The 17,227-nt window shown below is 52.0% G+C and carries 16 protein-coding genes; 1 reads left to right on the top strand and 15 read right to left on the bottom strand.

Going from position 1 to position 17,227, the window contains the following annotated elements:
- Positions 1-45 precede the first annotated feature (45 nt).
- The 13 genes from hemL to B7988_RS05710 form a co-directional block, all read right to left on the bottom strand.
- Entirely contained in the window at positions 46-1,332 is a 1,287-nt protein-coding gene (hemL, locus tag B7988_RS05770; protein WP_088657177.1) for a glutamate-1-semialdehyde 2,1-aminomutase, read from the bottom strand.
- Positions 1,329-2,297, bottom strand: coding sequence for a porphobilinogen synthase (gene hemB / locus B7988_RS05765; RefSeq protein ID WP_073322114.1), 969 nt, complete (start codon positions 2,295-2,297; stop codon positions 1,329-1,331). The genes hemL and hemB overlap by 4 nt, the downstream gene beginning before the upstream one ends.
- Positions 2,298-2,334: 37 nt before the next feature.
- Positions 2,335-3,261, bottom strand: coding sequence for an NAD(P)-dependent oxidoreductase (locus tag B7988_RS05760; protein WP_088657176.1), 927 nt, complete (start codon positions 3,259-3,261; stop codon positions 2,335-2,337).
- Between the two features lie 36 nt (positions 3,262-3,297).
- Entirely contained in the window at positions 3,298-5,007 is a 1,710-nt protein-coding gene (gene cobA, locus B7988_RS05755; RefSeq protein WP_088657175.1) for a uroporphyrinogen-III C-methyltransferase, read from the bottom strand.
- A gap of 6 nt (positions 5,008-5,013) precedes the next feature.
- Entirely contained in the window at positions 5,014-6,132 is a 1,119-nt protein-coding gene (locus B7988_RS05750) for a hypothetical protein (RefSeq protein ID WP_088657174.1), read from the bottom strand.
- A 34-nt stretch (positions 6,133-6,166) separates the two neighbouring features.
- The gene (locus B7988_RS05745; protein WP_088657173.1) at positions 6,167-7,480 is read right to left on the bottom strand and encodes an MFS transporter; all 1,314 of its coding nucleotides are present in this window, start codon (positions 7,478-7,480) and stop codon (positions 6,167-6,169) included.
- 19 nt (positions 7,481-7,499) lie between these two features.
- The gene (locus B7988_RS05740) at positions 7,500-8,576 is read right to left on the bottom strand and encodes a tetratricopeptide repeat protein (protein ID WP_249268869.1); all 1,077 of its coding nucleotides are present in this window, start codon (positions 8,574-8,576) and stop codon (positions 7,500-7,502) included.
- A gap of 10 nt (positions 8,577-8,586) precedes the next feature.
- A complete protein-coding gene (locus B7988_RS05735) occupies positions 8,587-9,228 on the bottom strand; it encodes an energy transducer TonB (protein WP_088657172.1) in 642 nt (213 codons plus the stop codon).
- 167 nt (positions 9,229-9,395) lie between these two features.
- Complete coding sequence (locus B7988_RS05730; RefSeq protein ID WP_088657171.1) at positions 9,396-9,800, bottom strand: biopolymer transporter ExbD; 405 nt, start codon at positions 9,798-9,800, stop codon at positions 9,396-9,398.
- On the bottom strand, positions 9,800-10,423 hold the full coding sequence (locus tag B7988_RS05725; protein ID WP_088657170.1) for a MotA/TolQ/ExbB proton channel family protein: 624 nt from the start codon (positions 10,421-10,423) through the stop codon (positions 9,800-9,802). Before B7988_RS05725 ends, B7988_RS05730 begins: the two co-directional genes overlap by 1 nt.
- A gap of 38 nt (positions 10,424-10,461) precedes the next feature.
- The gene (locus tag B7988_RS05720) at positions 10,462-12,072 is read right to left on the bottom strand and encodes a MotA/TolQ/ExbB proton channel family protein (protein WP_249268868.1); all 1,611 of its coding nucleotides are present in this window, start codon (positions 12,070-12,072) and stop codon (positions 10,462-10,464) included.
- A complete protein-coding gene (locus B7988_RS05715) occupies positions 12,073-12,867 on the bottom strand; it encodes a DUF3450 family protein (RefSeq protein ID WP_088657232.1) in 795 nt (264 codons plus the stop codon). It abuts the gene before it with no gap.
- A gap of 175 nt (positions 12,868-13,042) precedes the next feature.
- The gene (locus tag B7988_RS05710; protein WP_073322138.1) at positions 13,043-13,780 is read right to left on the bottom strand and encodes an ankyrin repeat domain-containing protein; all 738 of its coding nucleotides are present in this window, start codon (positions 13,778-13,780) and stop codon (positions 13,043-13,045) included.
- Positions 13,781-13,947: 167 nt separating this feature from the next.
- Here B7988_RS05710 and B7988_RS05705 point away from each other — a divergent pair, with 167 nt between their 5' ends.
- The gene (locus B7988_RS05705) at positions 13,948-14,718 is read left to right on the top strand and encodes a hypothetical protein (protein ID WP_088657169.1); all 771 of its coding nucleotides are present in this window, start codon (positions 13,948-13,950) and stop codon (positions 14,716-14,718) included.
- A 21-nt stretch (positions 14,719-14,739) separates the two neighbouring features.
- On the opposite strand, the gene B7988_RS05700 is transcribed toward B7988_RS05705, so the two are convergent.
- Both B7988_RS05700 and B7988_RS15035 read right to left on the bottom strand, forming a co-directional pair.
- Positions 14,740-16,983, bottom strand: a complete 2,244-nt coding sequence (locus B7988_RS05700; RefSeq protein WP_088657231.1) for a LysM peptidoglycan-binding domain-containing protein — start codon at positions 16,981-16,983, stop codon at positions 14,740-14,742.
- A 33-nt stretch (positions 16,984-17,016) separates the two neighbouring features.
- Entirely contained in the window at positions 17,017-17,175 is a 159-nt protein-coding gene (locus tag B7988_RS15035) for a hypothetical protein (RefSeq protein WP_158212921.1), read from the bottom strand.
- Positions 17,176-17,227 lie beyond the last annotated feature (52 nt).

The raw sequence follows: 17,227 nt of genomic DNA, 5'->3' as shown, positions 1-17,227 counted from the left end.
ATCCATGGATTGCTTCGTCGCCTACGGCTCCTCGCAATGACGTTGTTATAGAGTTTTGAATACTTTCTTAGCGACTTCAACGGTGCGGTCAATGTCAGCTTCGGTATGGGCCGCACTCACAAAGATTGCCTCGAACTGGCTCGGGGCAAGGTAAATGCCTTCGTCGAGCATTCCAAGGAAGTAGCGGCGGAACAAATCCAAGTCAGACTTCTGCACGTCGGCAAAGCACGTGACCGGGCCTTCCGTAAAGAAGATGCAACCCATGGAGCCCACCTGGTTTGTCGCAAGCGGAATTCCCGCCGACTTCGCGGCGTCTTTAAGTCCTTCAATCAGGCGCTTTGTCATTGCTTCGGCGTGCACATAGTATTCGGGGTGAGCCTTCAGTTCACGCATCGTGGCAAGGCCCGAGGCCATCGCCACCGGGTTACCCGACAGGGTTCCCGCCTGGTAAATTCCGCCGAGCGGCGCAATCTGCTGCATGACATCCAAGCGACCACCATAAGCGCCCACCGGCATGCCGCCACCGATAATCTTACCAAAAGTCGTCAGGTCCGGTTTGATGCCGTACAAGCCCTGTGCGCAGTGAATGTCTACGCGGAAACCGGTCATGACTTCGTCTACAATCAAGAGTGCGCCATGTTTCTTGGTTTCTTCGGAGAGCGCATGCAAGAATTCCGGTTTCGCGGGCACCACGCCCATATTGCCGGCCACGGGTTCTACAATGACGCCCGCAATTTCGTCACCAATTTTATCGAACAATTCACGGACGCCGGCCACGTCATTGTACGAGAGCGTCAGCGTGTATTTAGCGAGGTCCGCCGGCACGCCTTTGCTGCTCGGCTTACCGGTGGTAAGCATCCCCGAGCCCGCCTTAATCAGCAAGCTATCGCTATGGCCATGGTAACAACCTTCAAACTTGACAATCTTATCGCGGCCCGTGAAACCACGCGCCGCACGAATCGCACTCATGGTCGCTTCGGTACCGCTGTTCACCATGCGAATCATCTCGACACTCGGCACAAGCTCCATCACAAGTTTCGCAAGTTCCGATTCCAGTCCGCAGGGAGCGCCAAAACTGAGACCATTCTGAGCCGTTTCGGCCACCGCCTTAATCACGGCATCGTGAGCATGTCCCAAAAGCATGGGACCCCAGCTGCCCACGTAATCAATGTAATCGTTGCCATCGACATCGTAAATGTGGCTGCCCTTGGCACGCTTGATAAACGGAGGGGTTGCGCCCACATTGCCGTAGGCACGTACAGGACTATTCACGCCACCGGGCATCAGGCCCTTGGCTTCTGCAAAAAGTTTTTCGCTTAAAGAATGGTTCATACCAAACCTTTTTCCAGGGCTTCCTTGGCGTGGTAGGTAATAATGATGTCGGCACCGGCACGCTTGAAGGCAATCAAGTTTTCGCGGATAATCGCCTCTTCATTGATCCACCCCTGTTGAGCAGCGGCCTTCACCATGGAATACTCGCCACTGACATTATAAACGGCCACAGGCACATTGCTCAATTCAGCCGTTTCGCGCAAGACATCGAGGAAGGCAAGCCCAGGCTTGACCATTACAATGTCCGCACCTTCTTCCAAATCGAGTTCTACCTCATGCAAGGCCTCGCGACCATTGCGAACATCCATTTGGTAACTCTTGCGGTCACCAAAATGCGGTGCGGAATCCGCCGCATCGCGGAACGGGCCGTAGTAAGCACTTGCAAACTTGGCACTGTATGCCATAATCGGCAAATTCTGGTATCCGTTTTCATCAAGCTTTGCACGGATTGCAGCCACGCGACCATCCATCATATCGGAGGGCGCTACCATGTCGGCACCGGCTTCGGCGTGCGAAAGCGCCGTCTTTGCCAAAAGTTCAAGCGTCGGATCGTTATCGACATCGCCATCGTCCTTGACAATTCCGCAGTGACCATGGCTCATGTATTCGCAAAGGCACACATCGGTAATTACATATAAATCCGGGAACTTCGCCTTGATCGAGCGAACCGCACGTTGCACGATTCCGTCATCGTCATAAGCAGACGTTGCCATTTCGTCCTTGTAGCTAGGAATGCCAAAAAGCAAAATGGACTTGACGCCCACTGCCACGCAGCTTTCCAGTTCCTTCAAGATTTCATCGATGCTAAAGCGGTACTGGTTCGGCATCGAAGGAATTTCTTCTTTGACATTCTCCCCTTCGACCACGAACATCGGGTAAACGAGGGAATCGGGATTCACGGCGGTTTCTGCCACCATGTTGCGGATAGTTGCATTCTTGCGTAAACGACGAGGACGGATAATCATATCAAGTGTGAAATGTGAGATGTGGAATGATTATTATTTAATGTAAAAAATCGCGTTCGACCTGTTCAAGGCCTTCGGCCCATTCGGTCTGGATTTTCTGCTTGAGTTTCTTGGCAAGCGACGGAGCACGGCCCTGCGTGGAGACCGTTACGGCGATATTTTCACCGAAATCCATGCGGGCGGGCACAATAAAGTCACCGTCGAGATAATCGCAGGCATTGTTCACCAAAATGCGACGGGCCCGGGCATCGTTAGACACCAGCGCATTGACGTCAGGTTTGTCGGTGCAGATAAAGACCATGAAGATGCCGCGGAGGTCAAGCGGTTCGTAAGGACGGTTTTTTAGGGTTATGAGGTGTGAGGTATGAGGTCGGGCTTCGCCCTTTGAGGAGAGATTCTCGAATTCCGGGTCGAACTGCGGGGCTACAACAGTGATGCGGGCACCCGTCGGCAAAAGCGTCTTTACCTTACGGAGAGCAATGCGGCCACCACCTACTACCAGCACATTACGGCCTTCGAGATTTAATTCGATGGAGAAGAGGTTTGAAGTGTGGGCACGCTCCTGCGGAGCTTTGGGGTGTGAGGTCGCGCCCGAGGCGCTTTGAGAAAGTTTATTCTGTGCATTTCGAACGCCGGCGACGACCATGCTTGCAAATTCTTTCCAGTCACCGAGGCAAGGCATCAGCGTAATCGGAATCTGCGGGAATTCAGCCTGCAGCTTCGCGACCACGCGCGGCACGTCATTTTTTGAATGCTGACCGTTCAACAAGAGGAACGGCAGGAGCGTCACCGATTCCACATCCTCGCGGAGGAGCGTGCGCAAGTCATTTTCCAAATCCAACAGGCTCGTACTTGCCACGCGCGTACCGGGCAAATCATGATGAAGCTTGTCCAAAATACCTTCGAAGCCCTTGTAGGCCCCCGGCAAAATGCAGTGATGCGCGATAATCAGAATAGCTTTCATAGTAGTTCGCAGTAGACAGTGGGAAGTAGACAGTGACTAGGAATTTTTAGTGTAAAATTCTACAATCTTTTTCACGAGGGAATCCATGGTCGTCTCGTCGGAGGTGACGGTATTAAAGCCGTGACTTTTTGCGGCAGATTCCGTCATGCGACCGATGCAAAAGGAGGTATGGGGTATGGGGGCGCTCCCGTTGGTCGCTTTGAGGTATGGGAGCACTCCTGCGGTGCCTTGAGACATAAGTTTGACAAAGTTCTCTACGGCGCTGGTACTGGCGAATACGACGGCATCGGCGTTCTCGACGGCTTCACGCTTCCAATCGGGCAATTCCGACACCGGGAGCGTTTCATAAACAACCCATCGGGTCGCCTGCGGCAAAAGATTCAGCAAAGTATCGTCGGCGAGATTACCCTGAAGGAGGAGAATGCGGGATTCAATGAGATCCTTCGACTCCGAGCTACGCTCTCCGCTCAGGATGACACGTTCCTCCTTGTTAACCACATCTCGTAACAAACGACCTAATCCTTCGCCGGTATGGTCTTCGGGCACGTAGTCGCAGCGAATGCCGTATTCGAGCAGCTTCTTTTCGGTAATTTTGCCCACGCTCGCAATTTTCTTGCCTGCAAGCACGCGCACATCGTAACCGGCAGCGAACAACTGCTTGAAGAAACTTTCCACGCCGTTCGTGCTGGTGAAAGCGAGGATATCGAAATTCGCGAGAGTGTTAAAATCTACAGGACTGGATTGCCACGCCCCTTCGGGGCTCGCAATGACATGCGAGGCGAGTGCAGTGACAGGCTGTTCACAGACAGGCATTGCCGAGCCGATGCTGTCATGCGCTTGCGCCATGACAAGTGGACATTCCAAAGTTCGAGTTTCGATCATCGGAGTCTCGATGACTTCGGCGCCTAGAGCCGAGAGTCGGGCGGAAATCCCGCTGGCCTGCTTTGCAGCGCGAGTCACCACCAGGCGCTTGCCCGAAAGCGGCAAATTCTTTTTCCAGGCAAGAGTTTGCCCGAGTTCCACGACGCCGCCCATAATCGTAATCGCAGGTGCGGTCACATTTTCACGGGCAATCGTCTCCCCCGCCGTTTCAAGCGTCGCCATAACAGTACGCTGGTACGGAGTCGTGCCCTTTTCGATAAAGGCAAGCGGAGTTTTCGGGTCCTTGCCACATTCAATGAGGCGCTTGGCAATGAAATCCATGTTGGCAATACCCATCAAGAAAATGAGCGTGCCGGGGCACTTCGCGAGATTTTCAAAATCGAGCGAAAGTTCTCCGTTCGATTCGGCTTTTTCGTGCCCGGTAATGATATGGAAACTCGTCGCGATGCCGCGGTGGCTCACGGGAATGCCCGCGTAAGCCGGCACGGAAATTGCCGAGGTAATGCCTGGCACCACATCGAATTCGACACCGGCCGCCACCAGTTCCAACGCTTCTTCACCGCCGCGCCCGAACACGAACGGGTCACCGCCCTTGAGGCGGGCAATAACACCCTGCGGGTATTCCTGCGCATACTGCACCAGAAGCTTGTTGATTTCGGACTGTTTCACCTTGTGGTGCGTGGGCATTTTGCCCACGTCAACCATCTTCGCCTTTGAATTGCACATTCCAAGAATCGCCGGAGAAACCAAGCGGTCGTACACCACCACATCGGCTTTTTCAAGGATATCTTTTCCACGAAGGGTCAAAAGACCCGGATCGCCGGGGCCTGCACCAATCAAGTAAACATGACCAAAATTCGCCATCAAAAATTAATCCTTGTCATCAAAGGCTTGGGCATCTTCGGGTTCTTCCACAATCCAGTCGCGAATGTGGTCGGCAAGAGCCTTCTGGCCGTCCTTTTCAATTGCATCGGCAAGTTCAGTCAGTTCTTCGGCATCGAGCGTCGTCAAATCCTTTTCGTAGCGGTCCACGTAGCCCGAAAGCTGCTCGTAACGCTTCATGCCAGCGAGCAACTGCATAAATTCAAGATTCGCCGTATTGCCGTTACGGAACTGTTCATGCTCCTTAAGCACGCGGTCGGCTTCCGCTTCGGGCAAGAATGCGGCCAAACGCCCGAGGTTCATCACCTTCGGGAAGGTTTCGTACAAAGTGCGGGCAATCTTGATGCAGTCGGACTTGCGACCTTCCTTGTCGGCAATAGCGGCCTGCAAATCCAGGTACGCTTCTTCGTCTTCGGAGCCGGGGTTACGGACATCGCCGAGCCACTGCTTAGCAAGTTCAATATTCCCTGCCATAAACTGGGCATTAGCAATATCAATAAGCGTGGCGTTGCTCTTGTCCGGATCCTTCAGGAGGGCGGCCTTCGCAAAGTTCGCGGCATCCTTGATAGAATCGGCCATATCGCAAATGGCATCCAGAATGTCTTCGCGGTTGCCCTGGTCGACTTCGGTGACCTTGTTGATCAATTCTTCGAGCAAAGCCTGTGCGCGTTCCTTGGGCAAAATTTCTTCGACGCTCAGGAACACCACCGAGCGGCCTTCACCACCCACATGGCGCATGGCAAGGTCATGAACCAAGTCTGCAACATAATCCTTGTCGGTATACTGCGATGCGAGTTCCACAAAGAACGTTCCGGCATCGTAAAAGAGGTTGTCCCAGTATTCCTTTTCTTCGTCGGTGTCGGCCTTGAACGAAATAAAGTCGGCTCGCAACGTCCAGGCCAAAAGTTCCAGCTGGTCTTTGGGATCCTTGAAGTTTTCGATATCGTCAATGCCGTTTGCAATCGCCTCGTACAAGTCTTCGGGGCGATTTAAAAGTCTGCTCTGTCCGCTTACAATCTGAGTGAGCGTATCACGGAGTTTGTCTTCTTTGCTGCGCATGGCCTGCGCCATGGCCGGAGATTTCCATACTTTTTTCTTCTTTGCCATGAAACCAAATGTAGAAAAAAGAACCGTCCCCCACTTATTGCCGGTCCAGCTTCCGTTTGATTCGCGCTTGTTTCAGCTTGTTTTTACGGCGTTCGCGGCGGCGTTCCTTACGGAGTTTCCGGCGTAGTTCCGCCATCGTTTCCACTTGGTGCAATATGTCCTTGATTCGCTCGGTCGCAAAAGCATTGTGCAACTTTTTCCGCGTTACGTAATCGAGCAAGCATACGCACAATAACAGGCAACCCACAAATACGGCAAGCGCCACCGGCCACACAATCACCGATGTCTTGCTCGCCACAAGGCCAAATGCGGGCGGCATCAGAATAGAGCCCACATAAGAACCAGCCATTTGAATACTGATGGCACGGCCCGAAAGTTCTTCGCCAAATCGTGCTGGAGTCGCGTGAATCAGCGACGGATATACAGGAGCGCAACCGAGCCCAAGCAGGCAAATACACACCGGCGTAAACCAAAGCGGCAAAGGCAGCACTAGCACCAGGCAACCAAGCACCACAATCGCAATACCCGCATGCACCAAGCGCATATCCGTAAACTTGATTGCAAAAAATCCACTCAAAATGCGCCCGACCATGACCGATGCAAACATGAGCGAGACCGCAATCGCCCCGATTTCAGGCTCGAAGCCGCGGGCCACCAGGTAAGTACCGCACCAAAGGCTCGTAGAAATTTCAAGCGACGAATAAAAGAAAAACACCCAAAAAGAAAGCTTCATTCCGGGCACCTTGAGGGCCGCCCGCAGCGAAATATCTTTTACCGCAGACTCCTGTTGCGAGGCGTCGCGTTTCTCCGTCTTCTTCCAAATCGGGAGCGTTATAAGCATCACCACGGCTATCAGCGCAAGCAACAAGGCGACCATATCGTAAGCGCCACGCCAGCCGACACCCATCACCACCGAAATCGAAAACAAGGCAGGACCAAGGCATGCGCCCACGCCCCAGCTGGCATGCAGCCAACTCGTGTGTTTCGACTCCAAGTAAATCGCCGCAAAATTGTTCATCGCGACATCGATTGCGCCCGCCCCGATTCCCATGGGAATCGCAAACAGGCACATCATCGCAAAAGAATTCGAAATGCCGTAACCAAACGAAGCCACCGCTGTAAGCGCAATGCTTATAAAGACAAGCTTGCCTGTACCCATCAGGCGAAGGAGTGCCGGAGTCCACAAGCTAGAAACAATCGTTCCCGCACTTACGATAATCGACAAAAGCCCTGCCGCCGAAAGGGGCGCCATCAAGTCACGTTGCATCAAGGGCCATGCCGCCCCAAGCACCGTATCAGGGAGACCTAAGCCAATAAAAGCCGCATATATGACAATAAGTAGAAGCAAGCGCTACACCACGAAGAATCTATTTTTTCTCGCGAATGCGCTTGTACAGGCTTTCGGCCTTTTCGGTATCGCCTGCATTCGAGAATACGTGGCCTACGTTTTCGGCACCGATGCGTCCCTGAGAATTGCCCGCAAGCCAAGCCTTCATGTAGCAATCAAACGCTTCGTCGTAGCGTTTCTGGGTAAAGTAAATCTGCCCTAAATCAAGGTTCAAGTCCGCCTTGCCCTTGTTGTGCCGCAAGCCTTCTTCCAGCGTGAAGATTGCCATCCACGGGGAATTGTTCTGCACGTACATCTGCGCCAGGTAACGGCGGGCCGAAACGTTTTCCGGATCCATCAGGATTCCGTTTTCCATTTCGTTCAAGGACTGCCGCGTAGAATCCATGCTGCGGTAGTAATAGGCCATGGTAAAGTGTACATCGGCACCTGCGGTAGCCGTCATCTGCAATGCATTCTGAAGCGTCTTGATGGCATATTCATAGTCGCCCAGCTTTTCATAGACTTCGGCTAAACCATACCATGCGTCCATACGGTCGGGGTTCAGCTGCAAGGCGCGTTCAAAATTCTTCTGGGCAAGGGTCCAGTCGCGGCCCTTCAAGTAGCATTCCGCCAAGGCAAAATGCACATGGTCCGATTCTACGCCAAGTTCTACGGCGCGATTGTAAGCCGCAATGGCTTCGCCCACGTCTCCACCCAAGTAGTAAAGGTCTCCGAGGAGCATCCAGGCCTTTTCAAAATTCGGCAAAAGTTCTACGGTACGTTTGTAAGCCACCATCGCCACCTGCTTACGGTCCAGTTGCACCATGGCATTGCCCAAGTTGAACCAGGCAAAAGGCTCGTATCGACCTTCGTCAATGGCCGCACGGTACAGCGGCACCGCTTCCTTGAACTTTCCCTGGTCGTAAAGCTCATTCGCCTTGAAGAAGTAATCTTCGGCAGCATGGAGAGGAACAACCCAAAAGAACAGTAGCAATGAGGTCGCGAGCAAGCTCGCTTTGAGCACGCTTCGCTTTGAGGTTTGAGCTTTTTTAATCGTAGCTTCGCTGCCAAATTTTAGCTCAGAGCCATGCTTCTGCATGGCGACCTCACACCTCATACCTCGAAACCTAGTTAACAAAGCGGAACTCCTTTGTGGCTTTTTGTGCCACGGGGAATCCGCCCAACTGCGCCGGGCTAAACTTCCACTGTCTTACAGCCTTCAAGGCTTCGTTATCAAATCCATAGCCGGGCGGGTCCTGCGTTAACACCTGGGCCTGCGCCACGTCGCCATACACATCGATCACAATTAATACTTTCACGTAACCCGAAACGCCCATGCGTTTTGCCTTTTCGGGGAACTTGGGCTGGATTTCACGCAAAACTTGAGCCTGTTCGTCCACTTCGCCAGCCTCGTACACCACGTTTTCCATGGAGCCCGTCCCCACAGCCACGCCATCGCCAGCGGCACCGCGGGCAAGCGACAAGTCCATCTGGAAATTCTGGCTACGGGACACTCCCATGTTGGCTGAAATCTTGAACGGGTTCGGATTCACAATCGTACGAATCACCTTCTGCTTGACTTCAGGCTTCTTCTCGCTCACCAGGACCTCGACTTCGGTGACCGCTTCAAGTTCCTTTTCACCCTTGACTCCTTTATCCGACATCAAGGCGTTGATTACCGGAATCGCAAGGAAAAACACCGCACTCAACACAAAGGAGAGAACGAACGCCACCGGGAATCGGAAATATTTTGCGAGGAAATCAATCATAAGACTACGAGGTATGGGGTCGGATTTCGCCCTTTGAGGTATGAGCACGGACCTACGGTCCTTTGAGCTTTCAGTATCGCGCCATTGGCGCCATCTTTAGCCCAGAGCCTTGCTTGCAAGGCGATCTCATCGCTCAAAGCGAGTGAAACGAGCGTGCTGAGTTCCTCTTACTCCTCCTTATTCGCCGAGATAGAAACTTTGCGGACTTTGGCGAGGTTGCATTCGTCAAGAATATCCACCACCACGCCGTTGGGGGCATCTCGGTCGCTCACGATAATCACCGGGCGGTCAGGGGCTTCGGCCATCATCTGGCGGAGCACCGTGTTAAGCGTCGACAGATTCACCTGCGTTTCGTTAATGTGAATCGTACCCTGGCGCGTCACACCAATCAAAATGCTTTCCTTGGCCAAGTCCTTTGCAGAACTTGCCTTGGGCTTGGTAACGTCCACACCCGTTTCACGCGTGAAAGTCGACGTCACAATAAAGAAGATAAGCAGGATAAAGACGCAGTCGAGCATCGGCGACACGTCAATCTTTCCTGTATCATGAACTCTTTTACGAATAAAACTCATTATTTGACCTCAAACTTTCCTTCTTTAAAAACGTAGCTTTCGTACTTGAGCGCTTCGCTCCAGGCCAGTTCCTCGATTTTTTCGACACGGCCCGCCAAAAAATTATAGGCAAGCATCAGTGGGAACGACATCAAGAGCCCCGCCTGGGTCGTCAAAAGCGCTTCAGAAATGCCGTCGGCAATAAGCACCGGGTTTCCGAAACCGAACAGCTTGATGTTTTCAAACGTATGCACCATGCCCGAAACCGTACCCAGCAGGCCAAGCATCGGAGAAAGGGCTGCACAAGTCGAAATCGTCTTGAGCGAACGGGACAAGTTCAGCGATATACGGTGGCGCGTTTCTTCCATGGCGTTGCGCACGGCGACAGGCCCCTGGTCACGGTAATTGCGGACATCGCGGGCTAGCGCATAGAAGTATCCAAAACGATGGCGCGAAAGTTTTTCAAACGCAAAGTCTTCACCCCTCTTTTCAAGATTCTTCCAAAATCCGCCATCAACACTGTTTACGGAACCGCCCCTCAGCATAAAGTAATAGGCGTATCGTTCGAGCATCAAAAACCAGCCGAACCACCCCAACACAAAGATCGGGGCAAGCACCCAGCCACCTCTAAAGAGGATGGACATCGCTGCTTCAAGTACGGAATTTTGGTCTACCGGCGGCACTACTTTTCCTTAATCCAAAGGGCATTCAACACGGCAAGGCCGGCCTTTTCCATACGACCGCGCAAGGCTTCGGAACGGTTCACCAGGAACGTGTGAATCAGCTGCAAGGGAATGGCGACAATTAAGCCCGTTTCTGTCGTGACAAGGGCAATCGAAATACCGCCCGCCAAAAGTTTCGGGTCAGAGGTACCGTGCATGGTAATCACGTCGAAGAGTTCGATCATACCCATCACCGTACCCAAAAGGCCGAGCAACGGGGCGACAGCCGCAAATACGGAAATCCAGTTCAGACCAAAGTCGAGCTTGGGAACTTCGGCAGAGAAAAGTTCTTCGAGGGCGCGTTCTGCACTTTCGCGGTCCTTGTAATTCTTGGTCAGCACCGTCTTGAGCACACGACCGACTTCGCCATGCGTCTTTGCGGAAAGTTTACGGGCACCTTCGATATCGCCTGCCTTCAATGCATTGACAACGCGACGGGCCGAAAGACGGCCAAAGCCCTTGACCGAAAGCCATATAAATCGCCACAAGGCAATCAAGAGGCCCAGCGCAAAGAGCACTGTCAGCGGGTACATCAGCAAACCACCATTCTTGAAGAATTCTCTCAAGTCGTCTTTCCAGGTGGTTTCCTGATGGTTCGCCATTTCAGACGAAAGCTCGGTACTGAGGAGCACATCTACCGGCACCATCACGTAGGCAGAATCATTTGCCGCAGCAAAGACCTTGCTTATGTCGCTCTTCGTATCGGGAGTCAGGTTTTCTTGCCAGCTATAAACACGCTTCTTTTCGCCAGCCACCGGAAGCATCAATGCTGCCGGATGATACCCGTTGATATCAACTGCATTTGCCATCTGCATGGCAAAGAGGCCTCCCAGGCGCATGCGGTCACCCTGAGCGACGGCATTTCCAAAAACGAGTTCCGCCTTTTCTACCTGGATTTCGCGAGTAAAATCAAGTTCATTCTTTGCAGCATTCAAGATCGACTGGGCAATACGCACAGGGTCATCCCTGTATAGGCCCATTTCCTTTTTCACTTTGTTCTGCACTTCCACACGTTCAGCAATCTTGAACGGGATACCCTGTTCGCTGAACTTTGCAAGCGTTTCCAAGCGTTCGGGACCAGCAGCAAGCGACAGATACTCGGCGCGGGCTTTTTCGGCCTGCAGCTTGACCTGGGCCAAGTCTTCGCGGGCAACACGCACGTCTTCGAACAGGCGTGCACGTTCCGACATCAAGGCGTCGACTTTTTCTTTGCTTTCGTTGTACTTTTCGTTAAAAAGTTCGCGTTCCTGGTTGGCGGTTTCACGGTCCTTCCAGCGGGCAGCAACAGCCATATCGCGCTTTTTGCGCGCTTCTTCCAAATCAGCCTTTGCACTGTTCAATGCGGCGCGCTGCTTTACAGCATCGATATCGGAGTTCTGCTGCGCAAAGGAAAGAGGCGCGAGAAGAGCAAAAGCTGCAACTAATAACGGAAGTAAAATTCGAGTTCTAGATCCTTCGACTTCGCGCTTCGCGCGGAGTTTATCCTGAGCGGAGCCGAAGGACTCAGGATGACACAGCACCATTCCACCTTTCGCATTCCTCATTCCGAATTCTGAATTCTGAATTTTCATCTACTTGCCCTCCTTCGGAATCACCACAGGAATCGTGACAAGTCTCGGAGCAGTCTTGCCTTCGGCCACCTTCATCACATCTTTCAATACCGTACGCATGGTAAGGTCATCGGACACGTTATTCCAGACATAACCGCCATCGGCCGTCCGGGTTAGCCACAGCACGTCGTTACCGTCGTTGCTCACGAATACCGAGGCGACTGCACCGTAACGCAAGAATGTTCCCGGAACACTGCGGGCATCCACCTGCAGGAATCCCTTGTACACTTCGGTCGTGTACCCCAGGCGAATGCGGTCGTAAAAGACTTCGAGCATGCGATTGAGACCGTCGTCCGCTTCAATCAAGCCCTTATGGAGCTGGCCCGCAATTTCTTGTACGCTCTTGATTGTTTCTTCGTTGCGGTACGGGAAATCCGATTCAAATACAGGCACCAAGGAATCAATCACCAAGGCCAAGGATTCGGCATATTTCGCCTTACGGTTCTCGAAGTACTTGATCGTACCCAAGGATTTTTGACGTACACTTGCCAAATTCTGGAGTTCAGCCTTCAGGGAATCGATTTCGGCCTTCAGTGTCTTGTTCTGTGTCGCGAGCGCCTGAACCTTTTTGCGTCCGACCTCGATAAATTCGGCGTGACGTTTCTTTTCGGCATCATGGAGCGATTTTTCGCGGGCTGTTTCGGCCTCCACCGCCTTAATCTGGCGACGGACACTTTCTACCGTTTCCTGCGCCTGCGAAAAAACACCCGCAAGGCTCAAGCAAAGGAATATCTTGGTGAGTAAATGAAATTTCATATGCGAAAAAATACAAAGAACCGCGGTCACTAGACCACGGCTTCTTTCAAAATAAGTTGAAAAACGAGCATTAGAACTTAGTTGCAAGAACTTAGAGCTTAGAATTATCAAATATTGAAATCGTCTAAGTTCTACAAGCGCAGCGGACTAAGTTCTACCAACTGAGTCGAAGACGTTACTTCTTGGAATCCTTGAAATACTGCGGAGTATTCTTGGCGCCGGCCTTCTTAAGGGCCTTGATCAAGCGGGTATAGCCTTCGTTGGTAGCCCAGTCGAGCACAGAATAGCCCTGACCGCACTTGGCGTTCACATCGACACCCTTGTTGATGAGGAACATCATGGCGTCATAGTTACCATTCTTGACGGTCCAGTGAATCGGGAGGTAACCGTCAGCGCTACGGGAATCAAGCGGAGCACCAGCATCAGCAAGCACTTCGAGCATGTCGACCTTACCGGTCTTTGCGGCGAGAAGCACTGCAGTACCGAGAGTCTGGGATTCAGCACCTTCGGCCTTGAGCTGAGCGAGGAGGCGGTTCACCACTTCCTTGTTGCCCATCATCACGGCGTTGTCGAGCACCGCTTCACCGTTGCCGTTCTTCACGTCGGCCTTGGCACCATGTTCGAACAAGTAGTTCAGCACGACCATATTGCCCTTGTTGGCAGCGATAGCCACGGCATTGTTGCCGTTGTCGGCCGGAGCGTCAATTTCGAAAGAAGCCTGCAAGAAGAGAGTCATCTTGGCAGTATCGCCGTTCACTGCGTAAGAAACGAACTGGTTCGGGGTAAAGGGGATCTGCTGTTTGGTCAGGTACTTGCGCACGGACTGGGGATCATTCGGGTCCATTTTGCTGTCGCAAGCGGTCATGGACATCATCATAGTGGCGGCGCAAAGGGCCAACAACTGCTTTTTCATAAAATTGTGCTCCAAATGAGGTTTTTCTTATTTTTGGTCTAAAAAATAAACAATTTTTGGTCAATTAACACAAAAAAACTCAAATTACAACTTTTTTTTACCAAAATATTCCCCGCGCCTCCACAGCCCTTTTTCTCAACTCAAGACCAACCATTTATATTTAAGGCATGAGAAAGAGAATTTACCCCCTGATTTTGCTTTTCTGCACCCTCGCTTTTGCCGACCGAGTGGTCATCGACACCTCCATGGCAGCCTCCACCAGCAACGACAACCGAGAATTCGAGGACCGGGGATCATTCGGACCCTATGTCGAATTCAACAACGTCAAGATGAAAAACGTAGAATACTCCTACAAAGTAAACGGGAGAAAACACGACATCTCAGTCGACAACACCTACATTTATGGCGCCTCGGGCAGCCTTCCTCTCACGGAATGGTTCGACATTTACCTGATGGCCGGCTACCAGTATCTAGGGATAAGCCACAAGCCGAGAAACATCGATGCCGCCTACAGGGATCTCGAAGACTGGGACGATTTCTTTGAAGCCCCGTTCGATTCCAGCGACATCGAAGGCCGTCATGAAATCCATACAGCCCTTTTTCAGCTAGGTTTCGATTTCGCCTTGCCGCTGGTGATGAACTACAAGCACCAATTCATGATCAAGCTTTACGCCTTTGGCGGCGCCGTATTCGGCAAGACCTTCTTTGCCGACGACACCAAGTTCACCTCGCCCGCTATTTACGGTTACGCCTACGGCGCAGGCCTACGCACCGCATGGCACGGGTTCTTCTTGTCGGGCGGTTTCCGCAACAACCACGAATACTTCCACACCTATTTCGAGCGTAAAACCGGAGAACTCCGCGAAAACGACGAATTCATGTTGGATTACACCACGTATTTCCAGCCTTACGTAAGCTTCGGAATTACGCTGTTCTAACGGGATTTTTTATAAAAAAACTTATTTCTTAATCTTAAGTTTTTCACCCATCTTAATCTTGGTATCATTCAAGTCATTCCACTTGACGATATCTTCGATAGTCACATTGTATTGGCGAGCGATATCCCAGAGTCCCTCGCCTTTTTTAACGGTATGGACCTTGTATTCGGCTTCCGGGGCCGACGCGACCTTCAGCTTTTGACCGACACTTAAGCTCGTGGACTTGCCCATGCTGTTGAGTTCCTGGATTTTAGCCACGGAGGTACCGAACTTGCGGGAAATGCTGCTCAGGTTATCGCCCTGCTGCACGACATAGACCGAGACCTTTTCGTTAGAGGTTTTCTTGGCGGCCGGCTTAGATTCGGACTTGGCGGGTTTCTTTTCGGCCTTTTTCTTCACGTATTCCGGAATCACCAGGGAATCGCCCACGGTAAGGCGGCGACTAAAGCCCTGGTTAGCCTGCATGAGCATCACGACAGGGACCCCGTAGGACTTTGCTATGTCGGCAAAGGTATCACCCTCGCGGACAGCATACTTGGCGCCCTTCGAAATCTTGGGGCGATCCTTTTGCGGGCGGTCGCTTTCAACCTGGGGTTTCGGTTCGGGTTTAGAAACGACCAAGGTATCGCCCGTCTTTACGATTGCGGCGACATCCAAGGAATTCCATGCACGAACGGAATCCTGGGAAATGCCGAACTTGCGTGCCACAGAGGCCACATCATCGCCAGATTGCACGATATAGGTACGGACTTTATGCGGTTTCTTACCCTTGCTAGACTTGGGTTTCGGAGTCACCTTGATCGGAATCAGCAAAGTCTGGCCAGCACGAATACGGGAACTCTTCATGTCGTTCGCCTGCTGCAATTCAGACACCTTGATACCGTACTGGCGGGCAATCACGCCAAGGTTTTCGCCCTTGCGGACCTTATGGTGGTGCCAGCTGGAGAAACTGTTCTTTTCCATCTTGTCGTAGCCATCGACAAATGCGGTACGGGTTCCGACCGGCAAGCGTAACAGGTAAGATTCCTTGTTCGGAGGCGTACACCACTTCACCAGTTCCATGTTCAGGCTGCGCAGCGTATCTTCGGTAACCTTCAAAAGCTTTGCCACTTCTTCGAGCGGGAACGAATCAAATACGGTTACGGTATCGAAATCGGGGCGGTACGTTTGTTCGACAGTCATTTCGTACTGTTCCGGATAATGGCCAATGACCATGGCCGCAAGAATTCTCGGCACGTAGCGCATGGTTTCTTTAGGGAGTTCCAAATCCCAATAAGTCACCGCCACCGACGTGTCGCGAGTAGAATCTTCCTGCATTTCACGCAAGAGCCTGCGCACGCGGCCTTCACCGCAGTTGTAGGCAGCCATGGCCAAAAGCCAGTCGCCAAATTCATCGTGCAGGCGGTTCAAGTACTTGAGGGCAGCCATCGTCGCCAGTTCCGGATTGCGGCGCATGTCGACCCAGTAATCCACTTCGAGTCCGTAACGCTTGCCCGTTTCCGGAATGAACTGCCACATGCCGGAAGCCTTGGCGCGGCTATAGGCCTTGAGCTTGAAGCCCGATTCCACGAGGGCGAGGTAAATCAAGTCGCGAGGCATTTTTGCCGCATCGAGCTGTGCATAAATCAGCGAATCATAGGCAGTCTTTCGGTTCAGCGAGCCCGACATAAAGGCTCGAGCCGAATTGGTCATATAGTAGATTTCTTGCAGCACGCGTTCGTTAAACCTTACCGGGAGTGTAAACTGCGACACATCGAGCGTATCCAAGAAGCTTTCGATTACAAGCAAGGCGGCGCTGTCGGCTTCACTTTCATCAAGGGCGTCCACACCTTCGATCGAGACTTCGTTTCGCACAAAATTTTCGGCATTTTCGCCAAGTTCAGCCACATTGGGGTAAACTTCATCGAGGGCGCGCACAATGCGAAGCGGCATTTTGGCACGGTAGGCCGAATCTTCAGCGGCAGAAACATTCTTATAGGTCGAATCAAACCGTTCGGAAACCAACTGTCTTAAGGATTCATCCAGATAATGCCTGGCCAAGAGCCATTCCTGGTTGTCCATGGCCTGCAAGGCATACTGGTAATAGGTCCAAGAGGGACGAATCGCAAGGGAATCCGAGATTTTTTCTTTGAGGGCCCGTTCCGAAAAAGATTCCGTATCGGACGAATTTGCTGAGTCAACCTTGGGCGTCATATCGGGCTTGCTTGCGCAACCGGACACCAACAACACGAATAAAGATACTATGCCAAAAAAGAAAAATCTCATCAAAAAAATTCCAGACACCTAATTACAGGCCACCTAATTGCCAGTCACGCGTTCCACACCGAACCAAATGACACCAGCCAAGACAAACGCAGCAACCATTTGCAAAATGATGATAATGCGGTTTACGCGGTAGGCCTTTTGCGACTTACGGTGCCAAGACGGCAGTTCCTGTTTTTCATTCGATTCATTCATTGCGGGGTTAAATATAACAAATCGCAATTTCCCTATCCGTTAAATTTCTATG

The sequence above is a fragment of the Fibrobacter sp. UWB1 genome, from assembly GCF_002210325.1.
In the GTDB taxonomy this organism is placed as follows: Bacteria; Fibrobacterota; Fibrobacteria; order Fibrobacterales; family Fibrobacteraceae; genus Fibrobacter.
This window is presented reverse-complemented; position numbering and strand designations above follow the sequence as displayed.